The sequence below is a fragment of the Streptomyces sp. NPDC039423 genome, from assembly GCF_055598725.1.
Genome location: NZ_JBVKAH010000011.1, coordinates 94,594 through 117,796, shown reverse-complemented (window position 1 = coordinate 117,796; position 23,203 = coordinate 94,594). Strand labels below are relative to the sequence as shown.

General features: G+C 73.0%; 23 protein-coding genes and 1 riboswitch. Of the genes, 16 read left to right on the top strand and 7 right to left on the bottom strand.

From position 1 onward, the window contains the following. Window positions 1-89 precede the first annotated feature (89 nt). Window positions 90-251: riboswitch (cyclic di-AMP (ydaO/yuaA leader) on the top strand. 13 nt (window positions 252-264) lie between these two features. Together ACZ7LK_RS28345 and ACZ7LK_RS28340 are read left to right on the top strand one after the other, a co-directional pair. Next, entirely contained in the window at window positions 265-1,053 is a 789-nt protein-coding gene (locus ACZ7LK_RS28345) for a M23 family metallopeptidase (RefSeq protein ID WP_392276926.1), read from the top strand. Window positions 1,054-1,243: 190 nt separating this feature from the next. Then, window positions 1,244-1,939 carry a GntR family transcriptional regulator gene (locus ACZ7LK_RS28340; RefSeq protein ID WP_392276925.1) on the top strand — a complete coding sequence of 232 codons (696 nt, stop codon included), beginning with the start codon at window positions 1,244-1,246 and terminating at the stop codon, window positions 1,937-1,939. A gap of 166 nt (window positions 1,940-2,105) precedes the next feature. Here ACZ7LK_RS28340 and ACZ7LK_RS28335 read toward each other — a convergent pair whose 3' ends face one another. Next, entirely contained in the window at window positions 2,106-2,387 is a 282-nt protein-coding gene (locus tag ACZ7LK_RS28335) for an HPr family phosphocarrier protein (protein ID WP_030021209.1), read from the bottom strand. Between the two features lie 174 nt (window positions 2,388-2,561). On the opposite strand from ACZ7LK_RS28335, the gene ACZ7LK_RS28330 reads away from it, so the two are divergent. The 4 genes from ACZ7LK_RS28330 (at window position 2,562) to ACZ7LK_RS28315 (ending at window position 8,049) form a co-directional block, all read left to right on the top strand. After that, the gene (locus ACZ7LK_RS28330) at window positions 2,562-5,432 is read left to right on the top strand and encodes a bifunctional acetate--CoA ligase family protein/GNAT family N-acetyltransferase (RefSeq protein ID WP_471144038.1); all 2,871 of its coding nucleotides are present in this window, start codon (window positions 2,562-2,564) and stop codon (window positions 5,430-5,432) included. A 126-nt stretch (window positions 5,433-5,558) separates the two neighbouring features. Next, complete coding sequence (locus ACZ7LK_RS28325; RefSeq protein WP_073755400.1) at window positions 5,559-6,143, top strand: DUF5998 family protein; 585 nt, start codon at window positions 5,559-5,561, stop codon at window positions 6,141-6,143. After that, window positions 6,143-7,348, top strand: coding sequence for an alkaline phosphatase family protein (locus tag ACZ7LK_RS28320; protein ID WP_471144035.1), 1,206 nt, complete (start codon window positions 6,143-6,145; stop codon window positions 7,346-7,348). The genes ACZ7LK_RS28325 and ACZ7LK_RS28320 overlap by 1 nt, the downstream gene beginning before the upstream one ends. Before the next feature lie 53 nt (window positions 7,349-7,401). Continuing rightward, a complete protein-coding gene (locus ACZ7LK_RS28315) occupies window positions 7,402-8,049 on the top strand; it encodes a thymidine kinase (protein WP_392276922.1) in 648 nt (215 codons plus the stop codon). 40 nt (window positions 8,050-8,089) lie between these two features. On the opposite strand, the gene ACZ7LK_RS28310 is transcribed toward ACZ7LK_RS28315, so the two are convergent. Beyond that, on the bottom strand, window positions 8,090-8,884 hold the full coding sequence (locus ACZ7LK_RS28310; RefSeq protein ID WP_471144033.1) for a VOC family protein: 795 nt from the start codon (window positions 8,882-8,884) through the stop codon (window positions 8,090-8,092). Between the two features lie 278 nt (window positions 8,885-9,162). Here ACZ7LK_RS28310 and ACZ7LK_RS28305 point away from each other — a divergent pair, with 278 nt between their 5' ends. Continuing rightward, the gene (locus tag ACZ7LK_RS28305; protein ID WP_471144031.1) at window positions 9,163-9,990 is read left to right on the top strand and encodes a sulfurtransferase; all 828 of its coding nucleotides are present in this window, start codon (window positions 9,163-9,165) and stop codon (window positions 9,988-9,990) included. Between the two features lie 188 nt (window positions 9,991-10,178). Here the strand turns inward: ACZ7LK_RS28305 and sepH are convergent, their stop codons facing one another. The 3 genes from sepH to ACZ7LK_RS28290 form a co-directional block, all read right to left on the bottom strand. Then, complete coding sequence (gene sepH / locus ACZ7LK_RS28300) at window positions 10,179-11,225, bottom strand: septation protein SepH (RefSeq protein ID WP_392276919.1); 1,047 nt, start codon at window positions 11,223-11,225, stop codon at window positions 10,179-10,181. A gap of 552 nt (window positions 11,226-11,777) precedes the next feature. Then, complete coding sequence (locus ACZ7LK_RS28295; RefSeq protein ID WP_471144029.1) at window positions 11,778-13,103, bottom strand: D-arabinono-1,4-lactone oxidase; 1,326 nt, start codon at window positions 13,101-13,103, stop codon at window positions 11,778-11,780. Next, window positions 13,057-14,304 (bottom strand): MFS transporter, encoded by a 1,248-nt coding sequence (locus tag ACZ7LK_RS28290; RefSeq protein ID WP_392276917.1) that lies wholly within the window; start codon window positions 14,302-14,304, stop codon window positions 13,057-13,059. Before ACZ7LK_RS28290 ends, ACZ7LK_RS28295 begins: the two co-directional genes overlap by 47 nt. 143 nt (window positions 14,305-14,447) lie before the next feature. Between ACZ7LK_RS28290 and ACZ7LK_RS28285 the strand changes: the two genes are divergently transcribed. Both ACZ7LK_RS28285 and ACZ7LK_RS28280 read left to right on the top strand, forming a co-directional pair. After that, window positions 14,448-15,575, top strand: a complete 1,128-nt coding sequence (locus ACZ7LK_RS28285; RefSeq protein ID WP_471144092.1) for a ferrochelatase — start codon at window positions 14,448-14,450, stop codon at window positions 15,573-15,575. A 9-nt stretch (window positions 15,576-15,584) separates the two neighbouring features. Next, complete coding sequence (locus ACZ7LK_RS28280) at window positions 15,585-16,394, top strand: inositol monophosphatase family protein (RefSeq protein ID WP_392276916.1); 810 nt, start codon at window positions 15,585-15,587, stop codon at window positions 16,392-16,394. 160 nt (window positions 16,395-16,554) lie between these two features. Here ACZ7LK_RS28280 and ACZ7LK_RS28275 read toward each other — a convergent pair whose 3' ends face one another. Next, complete coding sequence (locus ACZ7LK_RS28275) at window positions 16,555-16,728, bottom strand: hypothetical protein (protein WP_392276915.1); 174 nt, start codon at window positions 16,726-16,728, stop codon at window positions 16,555-16,557. Between the two features lie 331 nt (window positions 16,729-17,059). Here ACZ7LK_RS28275 and ACZ7LK_RS28270 point away from each other — a divergent pair, with 331 nt between their 5' ends. From ACZ7LK_RS28270 to ACZ7LK_RS28255, 4 genes are all read left to right on the top strand, one after another. Next, window positions 17,060-17,713, top strand: coding sequence for a response regulator transcription factor (locus tag ACZ7LK_RS28270; protein WP_189553714.1), 654 nt, complete (start codon window positions 17,060-17,062; stop codon window positions 17,711-17,713). Between the two features lie 3 nt (window positions 17,714-17,716). Beyond that, a complete protein-coding gene (locus ACZ7LK_RS28265; protein ID WP_392276914.1) occupies window positions 17,717-18,940 on the top strand; it encodes a sensor histidine kinase in 1,224 nt (407 codons plus the stop codon). A 394-nt stretch (window positions 18,941-19,334) separates the two neighbouring features. Further along, window positions 19,335-19,631 carry a DUF4193 domain-containing protein gene (locus tag ACZ7LK_RS28260; RefSeq protein ID WP_003955561.1) on the top strand — a complete coding sequence of 99 codons (297 nt, stop codon included), beginning with the start codon at window positions 19,335-19,337 and terminating at the stop codon, window positions 19,629-19,631. A gap of 12 nt (window positions 19,632-19,643) precedes the next feature. After that, on the top strand, window positions 19,644-20,570 hold the full coding sequence (locus ACZ7LK_RS28255; RefSeq protein ID WP_392276913.1) for a hypothetical protein: 927 nt from the start codon (window positions 19,644-19,646) through the stop codon (window positions 20,568-20,570). A 114-nt stretch (window positions 20,571-20,684) separates the two neighbouring features. On the opposite strand, the gene ACZ7LK_RS28250 is transcribed toward ACZ7LK_RS28255, so the two are convergent. Next, window positions 20,685-21,170: a DUF3093 domain-containing protein gene (locus ACZ7LK_RS28250; protein ID WP_392276912.1), complete on the bottom strand. Its 486-nt coding sequence runs from the start codon at window positions 21,168-21,170 to the stop codon at window positions 20,685-20,687. Between the two features lie 58 nt (window positions 21,171-21,228). Between ACZ7LK_RS28250 and ACZ7LK_RS28245 the strand changes: the two genes are divergently transcribed. From ACZ7LK_RS28245 to ACZ7LK_RS28235, 3 genes are read left to right on the top strand one after another with little or no spacing between them, the layout of a single operon-like run. Continuing rightward, a complete protein-coding gene (locus tag ACZ7LK_RS28245) occupies window positions 21,229-21,804 on the top strand; it encodes a PaaI family thioesterase (RefSeq protein WP_469463852.1) in 576 nt (191 codons plus the stop codon). Beyond that, window positions 21,804-22,316, top strand: coding sequence for a dUTP diphosphatase (dut, locus tag ACZ7LK_RS28240; RefSeq protein WP_189553709.1), 513 nt, complete (start codon window positions 21,804-21,806; stop codon window positions 22,314-22,316). Before ACZ7LK_RS28245 ends, dut begins: the two co-directional genes overlap by 1 nt. A 1-nt stretch (window position 22,317) precedes the next feature. Further along, window positions 22,318-23,082 carry a DUF3710 domain-containing protein gene (locus tag ACZ7LK_RS28235; RefSeq protein WP_392276910.1) on the top strand — a complete coding sequence of 255 codons (765 nt, stop codon included), beginning with the start codon at window positions 22,318-22,320 and terminating at the stop codon, window positions 23,080-23,082. Window positions 23,083-23,203: the final 121 nt, after the last annotated feature.

Here is a 23,203-nt window from a genome sequence, read left to right as displayed (position 1 = left end):
CAAAAAACCGTGTCTGTTTGGTGATTGAAAGATCGGCCGCTTAGCGTCTGATGGGCTGTCCGACCGGTACCCGCCGCACCCGCGGCACCGGGCAGCCATCGCCGAGTCCCCGTCAGGCGCGAGCCAGGGGAGCCGGGGACCCATGAAGTCCCTGGGGTGAATCGGACGCCTTCGCAGCCGCGGAGGGGCCCGTAGGAGACCTTCCTGCTCCGAACCCGTCAGCTAACCCGGTAGGCGAGAAGGAAGGAAAGGATCAGCCACTTCATGGCGTTCACCCGTGCCACCGGGAAGCACCGTGCCCCGAGCCGCCTGAGCCGCAAGAGCGCACACGTCGCCGGAGTCGCGGCCCTCGCCACCACCGGCGTCATCGGAACCCTCGCTTCCCCGGCGCTCGCCGCCGCCCCGGACGCCGCACCCGGCTCGCTCGAGGACACCGGCCTCAACCAGGCGGTCATCACCGACACGCTCGCCGAGCAGATCGACGCCCAGGCCGAGGCCCAGGAACTGGAGGCCCAGGAGACGGCGGCCAAGGCCGCCGCCCAGGCGAAGGCCGAGGCCGAGGCGAAGCTCAAGGCCGAGGCCCGGGTGAAGGCGGCCCGCGACGCCAAGGAGCGCGCCGACCGCGAGGCCGAGCGCAAGCGGCTGAACTCCTTCCAGGCGCCCATCGCCGGCAGCTACGTCAGCACCGGCTACCAGACCGGTGGCGCCATGTGGTCCTCCGGCAGCCACACCGGCGTCGACTTCCACGCCGCCTCCGGCACCACCGTCGTCTCCGTGGGCGCCGGCACCGTCGTCGAGGCCGGCTGGGGCGGCGCGTACGGCAACAACATCGTCATCCGGATGAACGACGGCACGTACACCCAGTACGGCCACCTGGCCTCGATCAACGTCTCGGTCGGCCAGACCGTGATGCCGGGGCAGCAGATAGGCCTCTCCGGCTCGACCGGCAACTCGTCCGGCCCGCACCTGCACTTCGAGGCCCGCACAGGCGCCGACTACGGCTCGGACATCGACCCCGTCGCGTACCTCCGCTCGCACGGCGTCAACGTCTGACCGCCTCCGCTCCTCCGACAGGCCCCGGTTCGGGACACGAACCGGGGCCTTCGTCGTGTCGCGTCCCGCACGAGGCCGAAAAGAACTCCATGGATTCCGGGCGACTGTCGGAATTTTCGGCCCGCTGCAATAGAGTCATCGCACAAGCGTCAAGCGTTTGAATTTCGCGCGGTTCACAGGGGGTTCTGGTATGCGCATTCCAGCGCACTCGGTATGCACGGCGATCCGCGACGACATCGTCAACGGCGTGTTCGAGCGCGGCAGCCGGCTCACCGAGGAACACCTGGCCCGCCGCTACGGCGTCTCCCGCGTCCCGGTCCGCGAGGCGCTGCGCACCCTGGAGTCGGAGGGCTTCGTCACCACCCGCCGCCATGCCGGCGCCTGCGTCGCCGAACCCACCGAGCAGGAGGCGGCCGACCTGCTGGAGATGCGCACCCTGCTGGAGCCCCTCGGCGCCGCCCGTGCCGCCCAGCGCCGCACCGAGGCCCACCTCAAGGTGCTGCGGGGCCTGGTCAGGCTGGGTCAGGAGCGGGCGCGCGCGGGTCGGACGGAGGACCTCCGCTCGCTGGGCGGGTGGTTCCACGAGACGCTCGCCCAGGCGTCCGGCAGCCCCGCCCTGACCGCGCTGCTCACCCAGCTCCGGCACAAGACCACCTGGATGTACGCGGTCGAGACGCCCGCCCGTCCGGCGGACGCCTGGGCCGAGCACGGCGCGATCGTGGACGCCGTGGCCCGGGGCGACGCCGAACGCGCCCGCACGCTCACCGCCGTCCACGTCGAGCGCTGGCTCGCCACCCACCGGTTGCGGCGCTCCCCGGCACGCCAGGCGGGCGCGTACGTGAGGACTTCGCAACACCGCGTAAACACCGCGGGCATCCCTCATTAACGGCGGTGCCGTATACAAACAGGGGGAATTATCGCCCCGCATTTCCCTCGCCGGAATTGGCGTGTGCCCGTTTCCCGTGACCGGACGGAAAAGGCGGAGCCGTTCCCCCGGTGTCTGGGGAACGGCTCCGCCCGAAGCTGTCGTGCGTGGTGCGCGACCGAGGGGGTCAGACCGTCTCGGGGAGCTCCTCGAGCCCCTCGGCGACCAGCTTCGCCAGACGGTCCAGGGCGGCGTCCGCGCCCTCCGCGTCCGAAGCGAGCACGATCTCCTCGCCGCCCTGCGCGCCCAGGCCCAGCACCGCGAGCATCGACGCGGCGTTGACGGGGTTGCCGTCGGCCTTGGCGATCGTCACGGGGACGCCGGCGGCCGTGGCGGCGCGGACGAAGATGGAGGCGGGGCGGGCGTGCAGGCCCTCGGCCCAGCCGACGTTGACGCGGCGCTCAGCCATGGTGTTGCCCTTCGAGTCTCGGAGGTTGTCTAGACCAGTTGTCGCAGCCAGTCTCTCATGTCCCGCAGGGTGCTCGAACCGGCCTCGCGGGCCCGGACCGCCGCTCGGCCCGCCTCACCCTGCGTTGTCCACAGCACCTCCGCGACCGGCGGCCCGCACCGTACCCTGGGGCCCATGCGGACCCCGTCGGATCAGCCGGAACACGTGTACCCCGACCACTGGGAGGCCGACGTCGTGCTGCGGGACGGCGGCACCGCGCGGATCAGGCCGATCACCACGGATGACGCCGAGCGCCTGGTCAGCTTCTACGAGCTGGTCTCGGACGAGTCGAAGTACTACCGGTTCTTCGCACCCTACCCCCGGCTCTCCGCCAAGGACGTGCACCGCTTCACCCACCACGACTACGTGGACCGGGTGGGCCTGGCGGCCACGATCGGCGGCGAGTTCATCGCCACCGTGCGTTACGACCGGATCAACGAGCAGGGGCTGCCCGCCTCCGCCCCGGCGGACGAGGCCGAGGTCGCCTTCCTCGTCCAGGACGCCCACCAGGGGCGGGGCGTGGCCTCCGCGCTCCTCGAACACATCGCGGCCGTCGCGCGCGAGCGGGGCATCCGGCGGTTCGCGGCCGAGGTCCTGCCCGCCAACAACAAGATGATCAAGGTGTTCACCGACGCCGGGTACACCCAGAAGCGCAGCTTCGAGGACGGTGCCGTGCGCCTCCACCTCGACCTGGAGCCCACCGACCGCTCCCTGGCGGTCCAGCGCGCCCGCGAACAGCGCGCCGAGGCCAGGTCGGTGCAGCGGCTCCTCGCCCCCGGCTCCGTCGCCGTCGTCGGCGCCGGCCGCGCGCCCGGCGGGGTCGGCCGCACGGTCCTCCGCAACCTCCTGGAGGCCGACTACACGGGCCGGGTGTACGCCGTGAACCGCGCCCTTCCGGAGACGACGACCTCCCTGGACGGCGTGCCCGCCTTCCGGTCGGTCGCCGACATCGGGGAGCCGGTCGACCTCGCGGTCGTCGCCGTACCCTCCGAGCGGGTCCCCGAGGCCGTCGCCGACTGCGGCGAACACGGCGTGCGGGGCCTGGTGGTCCTCACCGCCGGGTACGCCGAACAGGGCGCCGACGGCAGGACGCGCCAGCGGGAACTGGTACGCCAGGCGCGTTCGTACGGCATGCGCATCATCGGCCCCAACGCGTTCGGGATCATCAACACCGCGCCCGGCGTCCGGCTCAACGCCTCGCTCGCCCCGCACCCCCCGGCCCGGGGCCGGATCGGGCTGTTCACCCAGTCCGGAGCCATCGGCATCGCCCTGCTGTCCGGACTGCACCGGCGCGGAGCCGGCCTGTCGTCCTTCATCTCGGCGGGCAACCGCGCGGACGTCTCCGGCAACGACATCCTCCAGCACTGGTACGACGACCCCGACACCGACGTCGTCCTGCTCTACCTGGAATCGATCGGCAACCCCCGCAAGTTCACCCGGCTCGCCCGGCGCACGGCGGCGGTCAAGCCGGTCGTCGTCGTCAAGGGAGCCCGGCACAGCGGCAGCGCACCCCCGGGGCACGCCGTACCGGTCACTCGCATCCCCCACACCACGGTGTCGGCGCTGCTGCGCCAGGCGGGCGTGATCCGCGTCGACACCGTCACCGAGCTGGTCGACGCCGGACTGCTCCTGGCCGGGCAGCCGCTCCCGGCGGGGCCCCGGGTGGCCATCCTCGGCAACTCGGAGTCGCTCGGCCTGCTCACCTACGACGCCTGCCTGACGGAGGGGCTGCGGCCCCGGCGGCCGCGCGACCTGACCACGGCGGCCACCCCGCAGGACTTCCGGGCGGCCCTCACCGAGGCCCTCCGGGACGACGGGTGCGACGCGGTGGTGGTCACGGCCATCCCCTGGGTCGGTGAGAACGGGGTGACCGAGTCCGGGGACGGCGAGGTCCTGGCCGAAGCGCTGCGGGCCGCCTCGGCGGAGGCCCCGGCCAAACCGGTGCTGGTCGTCCACGTCGAGATGGGCGCCCTCGCCGACGCCCTCGCGGCGGCCACCAGCACGGCGCCCACCGCCCCCGCCCCGCCCGCCCCGGGCGCACCCCCGGCCCCCGAGCCGCCGGCCGCCGCCGGGGCCACCGCCGCCGAGGCACCCGCTCCGGAGGCGCCCGCCGCGTCCGGCGTCCCCGCCGACGGACACCGGATCCCCGCCTACCCCGCCGCCGAGCGGGCCGTCCGGGCGCTGGCCGAGGCGGTCCGGTACGGACAGTGGCGCCGCCAGGTGGCCGACCCGGGGCGCGTACCGGAGTACGAGGGCATCGATGAGCCCGGGGCCGCCGCCCAGATCGAACGCGCCCTCTCGGAGGACGTGGACGAGCGGGGCGTCACCCTCGCCCCCGGCGCCGCCCGCGAGCTGCTCGGGCGCTACGGCGTCCCCGTACACCCCACCCTGCCCGCGCCCACCCCGGACGAGGCCGCCCGGGCCGCCGCCGGCCTCGGCTACCCCGTCGCCCTCAAGACCACCGCGCCGCACCTGCGCCACCGCCCCGACCTCGGCGGCGTACGCCTCGACCTGGCCACCGAGGAGCAGCTCCGCACCGCCTACGCGGAGTTGACCGAGACCCTCGGCAAGCCCGAGGAGCTCCAGCCGGTCGTCCAGGCCATGGTCCCGCGCGGCGTCGACACCGTCGTACGGGCCGCCATCGACCCCGCCGTCGGCGCCGTCCTGTCCTTCGGGCTCGCCGGCGCGGCCTCCGAGCTGCTGGGCGACACCGCGCACCGCCTGGTCCCCGCCACCGACCGGGACGTCGCCGAACAGATCCGCTCCCTCCGCACCGCGCCCCTGCTGTTCGGCTGGCGCGGCTCCGCCCCCGTGGACACCCCCGCCCTGGAGGAGCTGCTGCTCCGGGTGTCCCGGCTGGTCGACGATCACCCGGAGATCGTGGCCGTCGCCCTGGAGCCGGTGGTCGTCGCCCCGCGCGGCCTCTCGGTCCTCGGCGCGACCGTCCGGCTCGCCCCACCCCCCGCCCGCACCGACCTCGGCCCCCGCCGCCTCCCCAGCTACTGACCCGCCCCGGGGCCGCCCCCTGCCGCGCCCGGGCGACCGCCTCGCCCGGGAGCCGCCCCCTCCCCGCAACCACACCGGGCTCCACAGCGTCCCGCGCAGTCACCGCGCCCCCGTAGGATGGAGCTCATGGCGAAGACCGGTACGACCACCCAGGGGCTGCGCGCGGCGATCGAGCGCAGCGGCTACTACCCGGCCCTCGTGGCCGAGGCGGTCGAGGCCGCCGTCGGCGGCGAGCCGATCGCGTCGTACCTGGTCCACCAGGAGACCACCTTCGACGCCAACGAGGTGCGCCGCCACGTGACGGTCCTCGTCCTGACGGCCAACCGCTTCATCGTCAGCCACACCGACGAGCAGAACGCCGACACCAGCTCCCCGACGCCCTACGCCACGACCTCCACCGAGTCGGTCAAGCTCGGCCGGATCTCGTCCGTCGTCCTGAGCCGCGTCGTCGCCAACCCGGAGTCGTACACGCCGGGCACCCTGCCGCGTGAGGTGGTCCTCACCATCGGCTGGGGCGCCGTCTCCCGGATCGACCTGGAGCCCGCCGCCTGCGGCGACCCGAACTGCGACGCCGATCACGGCTACACCGGCAACTCCACGGCCGACGACCTGAGCCTGCGCGTCAGCGAGGCCGGCGACGGCCCCGAGACGGTCCGCCAGGCGCTCGCCTTCGCCCAGGCGCTGTCCGAAGCCACCGCGGCCACCCGCTGATGGTCCAGCCCGCACACATGGCGTCCACCTGGCCCGACGAGCCGGCCCCGCTGGCGCTCGACACCGCGCCCGTGCCCGAGTACGGCTCCGGCTCGCTCGCCGACCTGCTGCCGACCCTCGCCGCCGGCCTCGGCGTCCCCGGGTGCGAGCACCGCATCACCGAGCTGACGCCCGCCGACCGGAACTGTGTGTTCCTCATCGACGGCCTGGGCTGGGAGCAGATCAAGGCCCACCCCCACGAGGCCCCCTATCTGACCTCGCTCCTCGCCGGCTCCCGGGGCGGCACCGGCCGGCCCATCACCGCTGGCTTCCCCGCCACCACCGCCACCTCGCTGGCCTCGGTCGGCACCGGCCGGCCGCCGGGCGAGCACGGCCTGCCCGGCTACACCGTGCGCGACCCCGCGATCGGCGCGCTGATGAACCAGCTCCGCTGGAAGCCCTGGACGCCGCCGCACGCCTGGCAGCCGTACCCGACCGTGTTCCAGCTCGCCGACGCGGCAGGCGTCCACACCGCGCAGGTCTCCTCCCCGACCTTCCGGGACACCCCGCTGACCAAGGTCGCGCTCAGTGGCGGAACGTTTCACGGGCGGCTCACCGGCGAGGAGCGGATGGACCTCACCGCCGCGCAACTGGCCGCCGGGGACCGGTCCCTCGTCTACACGTACTACAGCGAGGTCGACGGCAGCGGACACCGCTTCGGCGTCGACTCCGACGCCTGGCGCGGCCAGCTCATGTGCGTCGACCGGCTCGTCCAGCGCCTCGCCGAGCAGCTACCGGACCGCAGCGCGCTGTACGTCACCGCGGACCACGGCATGATCGACATCCCGTTCGACGAGCGGTCCCGCATCGACTTCGACGAGGACTGGGAGCTGCGCGCCGGGGTGGCCCTGCTCGGCGGCGAGGGCCGGGCCCGCCACGTCTACGCCGTGCCGGGAGCCGCCGCCGACGTACTGGCGTGCTGGCGCGAGGTGCTCGGCGAACAGTTCTGGGTGGCGAGCCGCGACGAGGCGATCGACGCCGGCTGGTTCGGCCCGGCCGTCGACGAGCGCGTCCTCGGCAGGATCGGTGACGTCGTCGCCGCCGCCCACGACGACGTCATCATCACGGCGTCCGTCAACGAGCCGAACGAGTCCGCGATGGTCGGCGTGCACGGCTCGATGACGCCCGTGGAGCAGCTCGTCCCGCTCCTCGAAGTACGCGCGTAACCGCCCGCAGCGACCCTCCCTTCCCGCCTGACCCGAAAGGTCGTCACTTCCCCATGCCCGAGCTGGTGTTCTTCTCCGGAACGATGGACTGCGGAAAGAGCACCCTCGCTCTGCAGATCGAGCACAACCGGTCCGCGCGCGGTCTCCAGGGCATGATCTTCACCCGTGACGACCGCGCCGGCGAGGGCAAGCTGTCGTCCCGCCTCGGCCTGGTCACCGACGCCGTCGAGGCCGCCGAGGGCTTCGACTTCTACGCCTACCTCGTCGCCCACCTCTCCAAGGGCGGCCGCTGCGACTACGTGATCGCGGACGAGGCGCAGTTCCTCGCCCCGGAGCAGATCGACCAGCTCGCCCGCGTCGTCGACGACCTCGAACTGGACGTCTTCGCCTTCGGCATCACCACGGACTTCCGCTCCAAGCTGTTCCCCGGCTCCCAGCGCCTCGTCGAGCTCGCCGACCGGGTCGAGGTGCTCCAGGTCGAGGCCCTGTGCTGGTGCGGGGCGCGGGCCACGCACAACGCGCGCACCGTCGGCGGCGAGATGGTCGTCGAGGGCGCGCAGGTCGTCGTGGGCGACGTCAACGCCGGTGACGAGGTCGGGTACGAGGTGCTGTGCCGCCGCCACCACCGGCGCCGTATGACGGCCGCCAGCGCCCGCGCCGCCGCGCTGTCCCCGGACGTCCTCCCCGTCCCGGCCGAGTAGCCGGCGGGTCGCCCGGGTACCGCCGTCCCCGCGACCACCGTCACCTCTCCGCCGCCGGGCGCCCGGCCGCGGACGACCGCACCAGAGTGAAGACCGCGCCCTCCGGGTCCGCGACCGTCGCCACCCGACCGGCCGGCTCGTCGTGCGGGCCCACCAGCACCCGGCCCCCGAGCCCGGTCACCCGCCGCGCCGCGTCATCGGTGTCCACCACCTCGAACCAGGTCATCCAGTGAGCGCCCCGGTCGCGCGGCAGGGACGTGCCGACGCCCCGCAGGGAGGCGACCGGCCGGTCGCCCACCCGCAGCGTCACCAGGTCCGCCTCGGCCGAGTCGACGGGATCGAGCTCGTACCCGAACACCGTCTTGTAGAACTTGCCGACCGCCTCGGTCTCCTGCGTCAGCAGTTCGTTCCACACGGGCGTCCCGGGCACGCCCCCCACGGTCGTGCCGAGGTGCGCCGCGGCCTGCCAGACCCCGAAGACCGCCCCGGTCGGATCGGAGCAGATCACCAGCCGTCCGGCGTCGTCCGCGGTGAGCGGACCGACGGCGACCGTGCCTCCACCGCAGCGGATCGCCTCGGCGGTCGCGCCGGCGTCGTCGGACGCCAGGTACGTCGTCCAGGCGGTCGGCAGGTCCCGGTCGGCCGGAAGCTGGCCGATACCCGCCACTTCCTCGCCGTCCAGCAGGCCGCGCACGTACGGACCGAGCTGCTGCGGGCCCGGTTCGAACCGCCAGCCGAACAGCTCCCCGTAGAACCGCTGCGTCGCGTCAAGGCGATGTGCCATCAAGCTCACCCAGCAGGGTGTACCGGGTTCGCGCCGAGCCGCCTCGCTCATCGTCATTCTCTCCTCGGACCATCGTCGTGGCCGTACGGGGACCCGGCGCTGCCGTGCCGGTGCGGCGGGGCCGTCGCGGTGGCGGCCACGGGCCGTGGGCCCGGCCGTACGCCCCGTCAGATGCTTGCACCATCGGCCGCGCGGTGGGCCCCGGCCGCGCCGTGGAATGGCGCGATTCCGCAGGAGGATGCCCAGAATTCCGTTTCCCATCCCCGCCGCGACCGGCCCGGTCCTCCCGGCTCGTCCGCGACGGCCCGCGTCTGCGCGAGGATGGCGTCATGAATCCCATCATCTCGGCATCCGATCTGGTCGATGAGCTCACCGGCGCGCGCCCGCCGGTCCTCCTGGACGTCCGCTGGCAGCTCGGCGGCCCGCCCGGCCGGCCCGCCTACGAGGCGGGGCACATCCCGGGCGCCGTGTACGCCGACCTCGACACGGAGCTCGCGGGGCCGCCCGGCGCCGGGGGCCGCCACCCGCTGCCGGACGTGGCGGAGTTCGGCGCGGTGATGCGCCGGGCCGGGGTACGCGCCGGCTGGCCGGTCGTGGTGTACGACGGCGGCCAGGGCTGGGCGGCCGCCCGTGCCTGGTGGCTGCTGCGCTGGACGGGACACCCGGACGTGCGGGTGCTGGACGGCGGCCTCGCGGCCTGGCGGGGCGAACTGACGACCGAGGAGCCCACGCCCGTGGTCGGGGACTTCACGCCCGAGCCGGGTGCCCTGCCGCTGCTGGACGCGGACGCGGCGGCGGCGCTGGCGCGCACGGGCCTGTTGCTGGACGCGCGGGCGGGGGAGCGGTACCGGGGCGAGGTGGAACCGATCGACCCCGTGGGCGGGCACATCCCGGGCGCGGCCTCGGCCCCGACGACGGAGAACGTGGACGAGGACGGCCGCTTCCTGCCCGCCGAGACCCTGGCGGCCCGCTTCAAGGCCCTGGGCGCGACCGACGCCCCGGAGGTCGGCGTGTACTGCGGTTCGGGCGTGTCGGGCGCCCACGAGGTCCTGGCCCTGGAACTGGCCGGCATCCGGGCCGGGCTGTACGCGGGGTCCTGGTCCGAGTGGTCCTCCGACCCGGCCCGTCCGGTCGCCAAGGGCCCGTCCCGCGGCTGATCGGGCCGCCCGCAACCCGCCGCCCGCCGGTCACCGAAGCCACCGGCCACGCACACCGCCGCCCCACGCCCCGGACGGTACCGGGGACGTGGGGCGGCGGTTCACGCGCTCACGCGTCACGCGTTCACGCCAAGCGCCTACGGAGCCTGGCCGCTCCGGCCGCTTCCGCTGCTCCCGCTACTCGTGCGCTACTCCTGCTTCTTGCGGCGTGTACCGAAGACGATCTCGTCCCAGCTCGGGACCGCCGCCCGGCGGCCGGGGCGGACGCCGTCCGCTTCGGCCTGGCGGTCGGTCGTGCCGGTCAGGCGGTCGCGGTGACCGCTCACCGCGCGCGGCATCAGGACGTCCGCGTACGCCGAACCCGCGCCCGCCGAGGCGGCCGGGGCCGGGGGCTCCTCAGCGTCCGGCTCCTGGTCGGCTTCGGCCGCCGCCGCGGGTTCGGCGGCCGGGAGCTCGGGCACGACCATGTCGCCCCGGAAGCTCGGCACCGCCTCCAGCAGGCTGGTCAGCGAGTCGCGCTCGGGCTCGTCCTCCGACTCGGGGGCCGGAACGGGCGCCGGGCGGTCGATCTGCCGGTCGAGTGCGCGGTCGAGCGGCCGATCGCGGGGGAGGCGCGCGATACGCGGTACGAACGGGAAGCTCGGTTCCTGGACGGCCACCGCGTCGTCGGTCTCGCCGATCAGCGCGCGCGCCTCGTCGTCCACGGCCTGGACGAGCCGGCGGGGCGGGTCGTACGTCCAGCTCGCCGAGTGCACCTCACCCGCGACCCGGTAGACCAGCAGCACTTCCCAGGTGCCGTCGTCGCGGCGCCAGGAGTCCCAGACCACGGTGTCCTTGTCGGCGCCGCGCAGCAGCAGCCGCTCCTGCACCGCCTCGCCGAGCTGCGGACCGGTGTTCTCGCCGGGCCGGCGGACGGGGGTCTTGCGGGCCCGCTCGGCCATGAAGGCGCGCTCGGCGAGGACGGGGCCCTCGAAGCGTCGTACCCGCTCGACGGGGATGCCGGCGAGCTGGGCGACCTCTTCGGCGGAGGCACCGGCGCGTATACGCGCCTGGATGTCCCGGGGCCTGAGGTGGCTCTCCACCTCGATCTCGATCTGGCCGAGGCGGGCGCGGTCGTTGCGCACGGCGGCGCGCAGCCGCTCGTCGATCGGAAGCGTGTACTCCGTGCTGTCAGCAGCCTTCAGCACCAGTCGTGTGCCGTCGTTGGAGACGGCCACGACACGCAGTTCGGGCATGGGGACCTCCCGGGTGGTGCCTGCCGACGTCACCTGCGTCGCTGCTTCCGCTAGTCGAGTGTGGCCTGCCCGGGTGCAGCCTGCCACAACCTTGCCGTGTTGCCCGGCGTGTCGGGCGTGGGCCCTGAACGCCGTTATGGCACGGTTACCTGTTCGCCACGCAGGGTGACCGTCGAGGTCACTCCGTGCAGCAGGCGGCCGTGCGGTGCTGCGGCGCCGCCGGAACGAGTGCCGCTTTTCGGCCCCCTCCCGTTGGTCCCGGACACCCGAAAGGGATCGGGGCCCAGGGCTCGCCACAGTACTCCATTCGGGCCACCTGGGTGGACCGGCGCGCCGCCGAAGTTCTCCGGGCGTACGGCAGTTGGGCTCCCTGACCGGCCGTCACCCGTGGCCTCGTGCATGGAATCCGTAGAAATGGAACTATTCGCTTCTCCTAAAGGTCTCTTCTCCTTGCATGTTGGGGCAGATGGGTGAACAGAGAGTAGAGAGGGATGAGAGGGTGTACACGCGGAAAACCGGTACAGAAAGGACGGAGCGACGGCCGGCGGACGGTCAGTCGCCCAGCACCCGTCGCAGATAGTCGTTGCCGAACACCCGGTCCGGGTCCAGACGGTCACGCAGCGCGGTGAACTCGCCGAACCGCGGGTACACCTCCGCGAGGTACGCGGCGTCCCGGGTGTGCAGCTTCCCCCAGTGCGGCCGTCCCCCGTGGGCCGTCATGATCCGCTCCGCCGCCGTGAAGTACGCCCGGTGCGGCGTGCCCTTGTACATGTGGACCGCGATGTACGCGGTGTCCCGGCCCGAGGCCGTCGAGAGCGTGATGTCGTCCGCGGGCGCCGTCCGCACCTCCACCGGGAAACTGACGCGGAGCGGCGACCGGTCGACCATCGCCTTCAGCTCGCGCAGCGCGCCCACCACCGCCTCCCTCGGCAGCGCGTACTCCATCTCCACGAATCGCACCCGGCGTGGACTTGTGAAGACCTTGTAGGGGATGTCCGTGTACGTACGGGCCGACAGGGCGCGGCTGGAGACCTTGGCGATCGCGGGGACGGCCGCCGGAACCGCCCGCCCGATCGAGTTCACCACCTGGAAGAGCCCGTTGGAGAGCAGTTCGTCCTCGATCCAGCCGCTGACGCGCCCGGGCGGGGCCGCCGGGCCCGCGCTGCGGTTGTTGCGCTTGGTGTTGCAGTTGCCGGTGTGGGGGAACCAGTAGAACTCGAAGTGCTCGTTCTCCGCGTGCAGCGCGTCGAACTCCGCGGTGACCCGGTCGAAGGTCATCGGCTCCTCACGCGCGGTCAGCAGGAAGACCGGCTCCACCGCGAAGGTGATGGCCGAGACGACCCCGAGCGCGCCCAGCCCGATCCGGGCGGCCGCGAACACCTCCGGGTTCTCCTTCTCCGAGCAGGTCAGCACCCGCCCGTCGGCCGTGACCAGCTCCAGCTCCCGGATCTGCGCGGCGATCGACGCCGAGTCACGGCCCGTGCCGTGCGTACCGGTGCTGACGGCGCCCGCCACCGTCTGCTCCATGATGTCGCCCATGTTCGTGAGCGACAGGCCCTCCCGCGCCAGGGCCGCGTTCAACCGCTTCAGCGGTGTGCCCGACTCCACCGTGACGGTCAGCTCACGCCGGTCGATCCGACGGATGCCGGTCAGCAGGTCCGGGCGGACCAGCACGCCGTCGGTGGCGGCGATGGCCGTGAACGAATGACCCGTCCCGACCGTCTTGACCCTCAGACCCTCTTCCGCGGCGCCCCGCACCGTGTCCGCCAGCTCCTGGACCGAAGCGGGACGCGCCTCCCGTATGGGTGTGACGGCCACGGTGCCCGCCCAGTTACGCCACGTGGTGCTGCCGCTCCGGCTGTTCCGGGTCCTGCTCACGCTGCCCCTCCCACGTCGGCACCGGCTTGCGCAGCCGGCGGTACCCCAGGAACGCCACCGCGGCCGCGAGCACTCCCGCGACGCCGGGGACCGCGTACCCCGCGGCCGCCCCGTGCGCGTCGACCACCCAGCCCGCGGCCGAGGAGCCGAGCGCCACGCCGACCGCGAGCCCGGTACCCGTCCAGGACATGCCCTCGGTCAGTTTGGTGCGCGGTACGTGGGCCTCGACGAGGGCCATGGTCGTCACCATCGTCGGTGCGATGGCGAGGCCCGCGACAAAGAGCGCCACGGCCAGGAACGGCAGGCTCCCGGCCAGTTGGAGGGGGATCATACTCACGGCCATCGCACAGACACCCAGAACCCACCTGCGCGACGGCTCGCCCTTCAGATGCAGCAGCCCGAAGACCGCGCCCGCGAGGCACGAACCCAGCGCGTACACCGCCAGCACCAGGCTGGCCGCGGCCTTGTGGCCCTCCTCCTCGGCGAACGCCACCGTCACCACGTCCACCGCGCCGAAGATCGTGCCGGTCGCGACGAACGCGGCCACCAGCACCTGGAGGCCGGGGGAGCGCAGCGCCGAGCCGCCGGTGTGCTGCTCGATCGGGTGCGGCGTCGGCTCCGTGCCCCGCTGCGCGGTCAGCCACCAGACGCCGGTCAGCAGGAACAGGGCGGCCAGCAGCGGCCCCGCCTCCGGGAACCAGACGGTCGACAGGCCGATGGAGACGATCGGGCCGAAGATGAAGCACACCTCGTCGACGATCGACTCGAACGAGTACGCGGTGTGCAGCTCGCGCGGTGAGCCCCGGTAGATCGCCGCCCAGCGCGCCCGGGTCATCGCCCCGATGCTCGGCACGCACCCGGCGGACGCCGAGAACACGAACAGCGTCCACTCCGGCAGCCCCTGCTGGGCGCAGACCAGCAGCCCCGCGACGGCCACCACCGTGATCAGGGTGGCCGGGCGCAGCACCCGGCGCTGCCCGTACCGGTCGACCAGCCGGGAGACCTGCGGGCCGAGCACGGCGGCCGAGACGGCGAGCGTCGCGGACAGCGCGCCGGCCAGCCCGTACCGGCCGGTGACCTGGGAGATCATCGTGACGATGCCGATGCCCATCATGGCCAGCGGCATCCGGCCGAGGAAACCGGCGGCGGAGAAACCGACGGAGCCGGGGGCGGAGAAGATCGCGCGGTAGGGACTGGGCAAGACGGTCTCCGGCCAGTGAGCATGGGGGCGCCTGCGTAAGGCGTATGGGCAGCCTTCACAGGTTACGTCCGAACGGGTGACGGCGCACGGCGGTTTCCCGGCTGTCGGACCCTGGTGGCAGGATCGATCCCATGTCCGATGCCATGGCCGATCAGCGCGATCCAGCCCCGTACGACGCCCTGCTGCTGCTCTCCTTCGGCGGCCCCGAGGGCCCCGACGACGTGGTCCCGTTCCTGGAGAACGTGACCCGGGGGCGGGGCATCCCCAAGGAACGCCTCAAGGAAGTGGGGCAGCACTACTTCCTCTTCGGCGGCGTCAGCCCCATCAACGACCAGAACCGCGCGCTGCTGGCCGCGCTGCGCAAGGACTTCGCGGACGCCGGCCTCGACCTGCCCGTCCATTGGGGCAACCGGAACTGGGCGCCGTACCTCACCGACGCGCTTCGCGAGATGGTCACCGACGGACACCGCCGCATCGCGGTCCTCGCCACCAGTGCCTACGCCTCGTACTCCGGCTGTCGCCAGTACCGGGAGAACTTGGCGGACGCCCTGGCCACGCTGGAAGCGGAGGGCCTGCCGCTGCCCCGGGTGGACAAGCTGCGGCACTACTTCAACCACCCCGGGTTCGTCCGGCCCATGATCGAGGGCGTCCTGAAGTCGCTGGCCGAGCTCGACGAGCCGGTCCGCGCGGGCGCCCACCTCGCCTTCACCACGCATTCCATCCCGACCTCCGCCGCCGACACCTCCGGCCCCGCCGGCGAGCACGGCGAGGGCGGCGCGTACGTCAGGCAGCACCTGGAGGTCGCCCGGCTCATCGCCGACGCCGTACGGGACGAGACCGGGATCGACCACCCCTGGGAGCTCGTCTACCAGTCGCGCAGCGGCGCCCCGCACATCCCGTGGCTGGAGCCGGACATCTGCGACCACCTGGAGGCCCTGCACGGCGCCGGGGCACCGGCGGTCGTGATGGTCCCGATCGGGTTCGTCTCGGACCACATGGAGGTCCTGTACGACCTGGACACCGAGGCCACCGCCAAGGCCGCCGAGCTCGGCCTGCCGGTACGCAGGTCGGCGACGGTGGGCGACGACCCGCGCTTCGCGGCCGCCGTCCGCGACCTGGTCCTGGAGCGCGCGGCCGCCGAGCGGGGCACCGCGGTGGAGCGCTGCGCGCTGGGCGCCCTCGGCGCCTCGCACGACCTGTGCCCGGCCGGCTGCTGCCCGGCCCGCGCCGAGCGGCCCGCGGCGGCCGGCGCCGACAGCCCGTACGCGTAAGGAGACGCTGTGACCGACCCGCGCGACCCGCTCCTCACCGAGCTCCTGGACCTCGCCCTGGAGGCCGGGCGCCGGGCCGGTGCCCTGCTGCGTGACGGCCGCCCGGCCGACCTCGGCGTCGCGGCGACCAAGTCGAGCCCCATCGACGTCGTCACCGAGATGGACATCGCCGCCGAGAAACTGATCACCGCCTTCCTCGCCGAGCACCGCCCCGACGACGGCCTCCTCGGCGAGGAGGGCGCCGCCATGGACGGCACCACCGGCGTCCGCTGGGTCGTCGACCCCCTGGACGGCACGGTGAACTACCTGTACGGCCTGCCGACCTGGGCGGTCTCCATCGCCGCCGAGCGGAACGGCGAGACCGTCGTCGGGGTCGTCGAGGCCCCGATGCGCGGGGAGACCTTCCGCGCGGTGCTCGGCGGTGGCGCCTTCCTGAACGACCGGCCCATCCGCTGCCGGCCCGCCCCGCCGCTGGACCAGGCACTGGTGTCGACCGGCTTCAACTACGTGGCCGAGGTCCGCGCCCACCAGGCCGACGTGGCCCGGCGCCTGATCCCCCGGCTCCGCGACATCCGGCGCAGCGGCTCCGCCGCGGTCGACCTCTCCGACGTCGCCGCCGGCCGCCTGGACGGCTACTACGAGCGCGGGCTCCGCCCCTGGGACCTGGCGGCCGGTGCCCTGATCGCCCGCGAAGCCGGCGCCCTGACCGGCGGCCGCCCCGGCACCGCCCCGTCGGGCGAACTGACGGTGGCGGCGTCCCCGGGCGTCTTCGCACCGCTCCAGGCCCTCCTGGAGGACTTCGGCGCCTGGCACGACTAGGACCCCGCCCAAGCCCCACCCGGACCCCACCCGGACCGCGCCCAAGCCCCACCCGAGCCCCACCCGGGCTCGGGCCGCCCCCCGGGCGTACGAAAGGCCCCGGTCGCCGCGGGGTTCCGCGGGGGCCGGGGCCGGTGGGCTGCGCGCCCTTCGTGTCGTGTCAGGCGTGCGCGGGGGTGACGTCCACGCCGTGTTCCGCGGCGAGCCGGCGGAGGTCGTCGAGCTCCGCCTGCTCGACATCGGCCAGGAAGTCGTCTCCCGTCTCGCGAGCCCGCGTGAGGTCGGTCTCCGTGGCCCTTATGCGCTGCAGCAGTCCTGCGGTGAAAGCGTCCATCGTGCGCCCCCTCGTCATGGGTCGGTGGCACGGGGGTGTGCCGAGGGTTGTCGTTCGATCACGCATTGCACCCTCTGGGAGACAGAGCGGTTCGTGGCGCGCCACATACGCGGCGTGATCTCGGGTGTGCAGTCGTCCTCCCCAATGGCTTCCTCACGGAAACCTCAACTGCTCCGGGAATTCCGTCGATTCCCGCGCCGCCCCGCCGGGTCCGTCGCTGCCGCAGGCCGCCTTACAGCCGGTTTACGCGCGTAAGGGGCAGGATGGACACCCGCACACTCCGTGCGGAAATACCTGCCCGGAAACCGGGCTCGGAGGAAGGAACAGCGCCGTGCGCGTACTCGTCGTCGAGGACGAGCAGCTGCTCGCCGATGCGGTGGCCACCGGTCTGCGCCGGGAGGCCATGGCCGTCGACGTCGTGTACGACGGGGCGGCCGCCCTGGAGCGCATCGGGGTCAACGACTACGACGTGGTCGTCCTCGACCGCGACCTGCCGCTCGTCCACGGGGACGACGTCTGCCGCAAGATCGTCGATCTGGGCATGCCCACCCGGGTGCTGATGCTGACCGCCTCCGGGGACGTCAGCGACCGGGTGGAGGGCCTGGAGATCGGCGCCGACGACTACCTGCCCAAGCCGTTCGCGTTCAGCGAGCTCACCGCCCGGGTGCGGGCGCTCGGGCGGCGGACGACGGTGCCGCTGCCGCCGGTGCTGGAGCGGGCCGGGATCAAGCTCGACCCGAACCGGCGCGAAGTCTTCCGCGACGGCAGGGAGATCCAGCTCGCACCGAAGGAGTTCGCCGTCCTGGAGGTACTGATGCGCAGCGAGGGTGCCGTCGTCTCGGCCGAGCAGCTTCTGGAGAAGGCCTGGGACGAGAACACCGACCCCTTCACCAACGTGGTGCGCGTCACGGTGATGACCCTGCGCCGCAAGCTCGGCGAGCCGCCGGTGATCGTCACCGTGCCTGGCTCCGGTTACCGGATCTGACCCGTGGCCGCGACCCCCGCGCCGCCACAGGCGCCCCCGAAGCCGACCTGGGACCCCCGGGAGCCCGTCCGCCCCTGGCTGCGTCCGACGATCCGCATACGGCTCACGCTGCTGTACGGCGGCATGTTCCTGATCGCCGGCATCCTGCTGCTGTCGATCATCTACCTGCTGGCCGCGCAGGCCCTGCACGTCGGCAGCGAACTCCCGTTCAAGATCGTCAACGGCCAGGTGGCGAGCAACGTCTGCATCTTCCCGGTCGAGGCCGGTCCCGACGAGTTCAACCGGGCGATGAACTCGTGCGTGAACGAACAGCGCCAGCACGCCCTGGACGATCTGCTGCGCCGTTCCCTGTTCGCGCTGCTCGGCCTGAGCGTCATCGCCTTCGCCTTCGGGTACGCGATGGCCGGCCGGGTCCTGTCGCCGCTGGGCCGGATCACCCGTACCGCCCGCAACGTGGCCGGTACGGACCTCTCCCGCCGGATCGAGCTGGACGGGCCGGACGACGAGCTCAAGGAGCTCGCGGACACCTTCGACGACATGCTGGACCGCCTGGAGCGGGCCTTCACCGCCCAGCAGCGCTTCGTCGCCAACGCCTCGCACGAGCTGCGCACGCCGCTGGCGATCAACCGCACCCTGCTGGAGGTGCACCTCTCCGACCCCGGGGCGCCCGTGGAGCTCCAGCAACTGGGCAAGACGCTGCTGGCCACCAACGAGCGCAGCGAGCAGCTCGTGGAGGGCCTGCTGCTGCTGGCCCGGAGCGACAACGAGATCGTGGAGCGCAAGCCCGTGGACCTGGCGGAGGTCGCCTCGCGTGCCCTCGACCAGACCCGGGCCGAGGCCGGGGCGAAGGGCGTGGAGATCCGCGGCGAGCGGGCGCCCGCCGTCGTCCAGGGCAATGGCGTGCTGCTGGAGCGGATCGCCCTGAACCTGGTCCAGAACGCGGTCCGGTACAACGTGGACGAGGGCTGGGTCGAGGTCACCACCGAGACGCAGCACGGCCAGGCGGTCCTGGTCGTCTCGAACACGGGACCAGTGGTTCCCGCGTACGAGATCGACAACCTCTTCGAGCCGTTCAGACGCCTGCGACAGGAGCGGACCGGCAGTGACAAGGGGGTCGGACTGGGCCTGTCGATCGCCCGGTCGGTCGCGCGGGCCCACGGGGGCCGTATCATCGCGGAGCCCCGCGAGGGCGGCGGCCTCGTCATGCGTGTCACGCTTCCGTTGTGACACGCCGGTCGAGCCGTCCGAGCTGTTCGCTTTGCGCGGAATTCTCGTGACCTGTTCACGAGAGTTACGTGTGTGATCGATCACAAGGGAATCGTTCCGGCCATCTACTCTCCGTGATCAAGAATTCCCCCGGAAAACCAGGAAAAGTCCGGGTTTCCGGGGGGTGAGATCACGGGAAGTACAGGGGGTGGCGCCTGTAGGGCGCGGCTCCCGGACCGTGTACGGTCCCGTTCGCCATCCAAACCCGATCACTCTCGAGGGGTCCGGTTGGGTGTCGATTGAGTAACAGACCTTGATGTGAGGCAAAATCTCCGCCTCAGGTCGGGCACAAGTCCGGCCTCTCACGCGTTACGTGCGCTGGAGACACCGCAACCACCCAGAGGGGGAGAGCGACATGGCAACGGATTACGACACCCCACGCAAGACCGACGACGACGTCGACTCGGACAGCCTTGAAGAGCTGAAGGCCCGGCGCAACGACAAGTCGACCTCGACCGTCGACGTCGACGAGTTCGAGGCGGCCGAGGGCCTGGAGCTGCCCGGCGCGGACCTCTCGAACGAGGAGCTGGCCGTCCGGGTGCTGCCCAAGCAGGCGGACGAGTTCACCTGCATGAGCTGCTTCCTGGTCCACCACCGCAGCCAGCTGGCCCGCGAGAAGAACGGTCAGCCGATCTGCCGAGACTGCGACTGAGGTCCGTCGGCCGTGGCAGGCGACACCCCGTCTCGGAAGCGACGCTTCCGGCTCCATCGGAAGCCGGAGGCGTACCAGGGCGGCACAGGCCCGGCACCAGGCGCACAGGACGCGCCCGCCGAGTCCTCCGCCCTCCTGCCCTCCCCCGGCGCGCGTGAAGACGAGCGAGGCCCCTCGGCCTCGCTCGAGGCGGCCGGAAGGGCGGGGGCGCCGGTCGACCTGACCGCCACGTCCGCCCCGTCCACCGGGGCACGGCGCATCGACGCCGTCCGGCGTGGCGTGCTCAAGAGCCGTGACGGTGCCAAGGCGGGCCTCGCCCACCTCGCCGACCGGCTCATCGAGAACGCCCCGCGCGTTCCCGTCCGGGACCTGGCCACGTTGCGCCGGCAGTTCCCGGGCCTGACCCCCGAGCAGCTCGCGGACAAGCTGATCGCGGGCGCCGCCAACGCCACCTCCACGGTGGGCGCCGGCGTCGGCGCGGCCGCCATGCTGCCCGTACCGCCCGCGATGCCGGCCGAGATGGCCGCCGAGATCACGGGCGTCGCGGCGATCGAGCTGAAGCTCATCGCCGAACTCCACGAGGTCTACGGACAGCGGCCCCCGGGCAACCTCAAGGAGCGTGCGACGGCGTACCTGACCTCCTGGACGGAGGAGCGGGGCATCGACGTCACCAAGCCCGCCACCGTCAACGCGGCCCTCGGCGGCCGCATGAAACGCGAACTGCGCCAGCAGATCATGAAGCGCATGGTCCGCAACCTGCCGAACCTGATGCCGTTCATGGTCGGCGCGGCCGTCGGTGCCGTGATGAACCGGCGCGACACCAAGAAGCTCGCCGAGCGCATCCGCAAGGACCTCCGCACCCGGCAGGTGCCCTGGGACGCGCTCCCCGCCCTGCCCCCGCTGGAACAGCCGGACAACCCCAAGGAGCTCGGCCTCTAGGGGGTGTCTCGCCGATCTTTCCGGACACTCCCTCGCCCGCCCCCGGGACCGCCCCCGGCTCACGCGCGGTCGCCCGCCCGGGGAAACGCCCCCGCGCGGTCGCCCGCCCGGGACCTACGCCTGGGCCCGTACGGCGGTCAGCGCCGCCGCCAGCGCCTCGGGGTCGCGGCTGGAGAGGTACACGTACGGGGTCGGATCGTCCGGGTCGGTGACCTCGACGCGCACCGCCGCCGGAACGTAGCCGCGCATCAGCATGAACGCGCGCGTGTCCGCCTTGTACGTCCGCCAGGCCCGCGCCTCCTCGGCGTCCAGCACCTCGGGCTCGCCCAGCGCCGACACCGGGATGCGCGCGTCCCCGGCGACCAGCGAGCCCGCCACCACCCGGATCCGTGCCGAGCCGTACGAACTGACCGCCATCGCCGCCAGCGCGCCCCCGACGATCAGTCCGCCCAGCGTGGGCAGGGTGCCCAGCGGCATCGTCATCAGCGCCCCCGAGACGCCGACCAGGGCGGCCAGCAGCCACCAGGAGCGGGGAGCGGTGAGACGCTCGTCGTACTGCGGGGCGGAGGCCGGAACGGAAGCCGCTGCGGAAGGCTGCATACACCCAAGCTTGGCACGGCGCGACCGGTGCTCCGCCGCGCGGGTAAGGTCTCCCGCTGTGAGCACTGCACTGACGCCCCCGGCCGACGCCATACCGCCGGCACGGCACCCCGACGCGCCCGCCCCCGGCGAGCTCCTGGGCGCCCATTACGAGCACTGCTTCGGCTGCGGCGGCGGACAGCCCCACGGGCTGCACCTCGCGGCCAGGGCGGGCGAGGGCGTGACCGTCACCGCCGAGTTCACGGTCACCACCGACCACCAGGGCGCCCCGGGCCTCGCGCACGGCGGCATCCTCGCCACCGCGCTCGACGAGACGCTCGGCTCGCTGAACTGGCTGCTGCGGGTGATCGCGGTGACCGGCCGGCTGGAGACCGACTTCGTGCGCCCGGTGCCCGTCGGCACGGTCCTGCACCTGGAGGCCGAGGTCACCGCCGTACACGGCCGGAAGATCTACTCCACGGCGACCGGCAGGATCGGCGGCCCCGAGGGGCCCGTCGCCGTCCGCGCCGAAGCCCTCTTCATCGAGGTCAAGGTCGATCACTTCATCGACAACGGGCGCCCGGAGGAGATCCGGGCGGCCATGGCCGACCCCGACCAGGTCCGGCGCTCCCGCGCCTTCGAGGTGAACCCCTGATGCGTAACCCTGTCGACGTCCTGATCCGCCGCGTGGACCCGGAGGTGCCGCTCCCGTCGTACGGGCACCCGGGCGACGCGGGCGCCGATCTCGTCACCACCGAGGCCGCCGAACTGGCCCCCGGCGAGCGCGCGGTCCTGCCCACCGGAGTGTCCATCGCGCTGCCCGACGGGTACGCCGCGTTCGTGCACCCCCGTTCGGGTCTCGCAGCTCGTTGCGGAGTGGCCCTCGTGAATGCCCCAGGGACGGTGGATGCCGGGTACCGTGGGGAGATCAAGGTGATCGTGGTCAACCTGGACCCGCGCGAGAGCGTGCGGTTCGAGCGGTTCGACCGGATCGCCCAACTGGTCGTTCAGCAAGTCGAGAAGGTCCGTTTCCACGAAGTGGCGGAGCTTCCCGGCTCGGCGCGGGCCGAGGGGGGCTTCGGGTCCACCGGCGGTCATGCCGCCACGGAGGGCTGGACGGGTGGGAATCGATACGCTTCGGTCGTATCCGACCGGGAAGGACAGTGACGTGTTCGGACGTCGCAAGAAGAGCGGTGCCGCTGCCGACGCGGCGGGCGAGGCCGAGCAGGTCGTCGACGAGGTCGGCACTGACGACGCGGCGGACAGCGAGCCGCGCCGGGTGAACCTTCCGCCGGCGCCCCGGCCCGACGGCCCCTGGGACGTCTCCGAGGTCTCCCGGCCCGAGGAGGGCCGCGTGGACCTGGGCGGCATGTTCGTGCCCGGGGTCGAGGGCATGGAGCTGCGCGTGGAGGTCGCGGGCGACGCGATCGTCGCGGCGACGGTGGTGCTGCGCGACAGCGCCGTCCAGCTGCAGGCGTTCGCGGCCCCCAAGAAGGAGGGCATCTGGGGCGAGGTCCGCGAGGAGATCGCCTCCGGGATCACGCAGCAGGGCGGCATCATCGACGAGGTCGAGGGCCCGCTCGGCTGGGAGCTCCGGGCCCAGGTGCCGGTCAAGCTGCCCGACGGCACCGGCGGCGTACAGCTCGTGCGCTTCGTCGGCGTGGACGGCCCCCGCTGGTTCCTGCGCGGGGTCATCTCCGGCCAGGGCGCGGTCCAGCCGGAGGCCGCGGGCCTGCTGGAGCAGATCTTCCGGGACACCGTCGTCGTACGGGGCGAGGGCCCCATGGCGCCCCGTGACCCGATCGTCCTGAAGCTGCCGAACGACGCGCAGATGGTGCCCGAGGGCGTCCAGCAGGAGGACCAGGAGTCGTCGCGGTTCTCCGGCGGCATGGGACAGCTCCAGCGCGGCCCGGAGATCACCGAGGTCCGCTGACCCCTCTCTCCCGCACCCATGATGGGCCGTACCCGTACGACGGGTGCGGCCCACCGCGTTGTCCCCAGGCGGAACCGGGCGACGGCACCCCGCCCGCCGGCGGCATCGGCCCCCGACCGCA

Coding starts and splice junctions, on each gene's coding strand:
- ACZ7LK_RS28285 (WP_471144092.1), top strand. CDS start 14,448: ATGGCCGATCAGCGCGATCCAGCCCCGTACGACGCCCTGCTGCTGCTC.
- ACZ7LK_RS28260 (WP_003955561.1), top strand. CDS start 19,335: ATGGCAACGGATTACGACACCCCACGCAAGACCGACGACGACGTCGAC.
- ACZ7LK_RS28250 (WP_392276912.1), bottom strand. CDS start 21,170: ATGCAGCCTTCCGCAGCGGCTTCCGTTCCGGCCTCCGCCCCGCAGTAC.
- dut (WP_189553709.1), top strand. CDS start 21,804: ATGCGTAACCCTGTCGACGTCCTGATCCGCCGCGTGGACCCGGAGGTG.
- ACZ7LK_RS28345 (WP_392276926.1), top strand. CDS start 265: ATGGCGTTCACCCGTGCCACCGGGAAGCACCGTGCCCCGAGCCGCCTG.
- sepH (WP_392276919.1), bottom strand. CDS start 11,225: ATGCCCGAACTGCGTGTCGTGGCCGTCTCCAACGACGGCACACGACTG.
- ACZ7LK_RS28275 (WP_392276915.1), bottom strand. CDS start 16,728: ATGGACGCTTTCACCGCAGGACTGCTGCAGCGCATAAGGGCCACGGAG.
- ACZ7LK_RS28315 (WP_392276922.1), top strand. CDS start 7,402: ATGCCCGAGCTGGTGTTCTTCTCCGGAACGATGGACTGCGGAAAGAGC.
- ACZ7LK_RS28340 (WP_392276925.1), top strand. CDS start 1,244: ATGCGCATTCCAGCGCACTCGGTATGCACGGCGATCCGCGACGACATC.
- ACZ7LK_RS28310 (WP_471144033.1), bottom strand. CDS start 8,884: ATGAGCGAGGCGGCTCGGCGCGAACCCGGTACACCCTGCTGGGTGAGC.
- ACZ7LK_RS28305 (WP_471144031.1), top strand. CDS start 9,163: ATGAATCCCATCATCTCGGCATCCGATCTGGTCGATGAGCTCACCGGC.
- ACZ7LK_RS28325 (WP_073755400.1), top strand. CDS start 5,559: ATGGCGAAGACCGGTACGACCACCCAGGGGCTGCGCGCGGCGATCGAG.
- ACZ7LK_RS28330 (WP_471144038.1), top strand. CDS start 2,562: ATGCGGACCCCGTCGGATCAGCCGGAACACGTGTACCCCGACCACTGG.
- ACZ7LK_RS28320 (WP_471144035.1), top strand. CDS start 6,143: ATGGTCCAGCCCGCACACATGGCGTCCACCTGGCCCGACGAGCCGGCC.
- ACZ7LK_RS28335 (WP_030021209.1), bottom strand. CDS start 2,387: ATGGCTGAGCGCCGCGTCAACGTCGGCTGGGCCGAGGGCCTGCACGCC.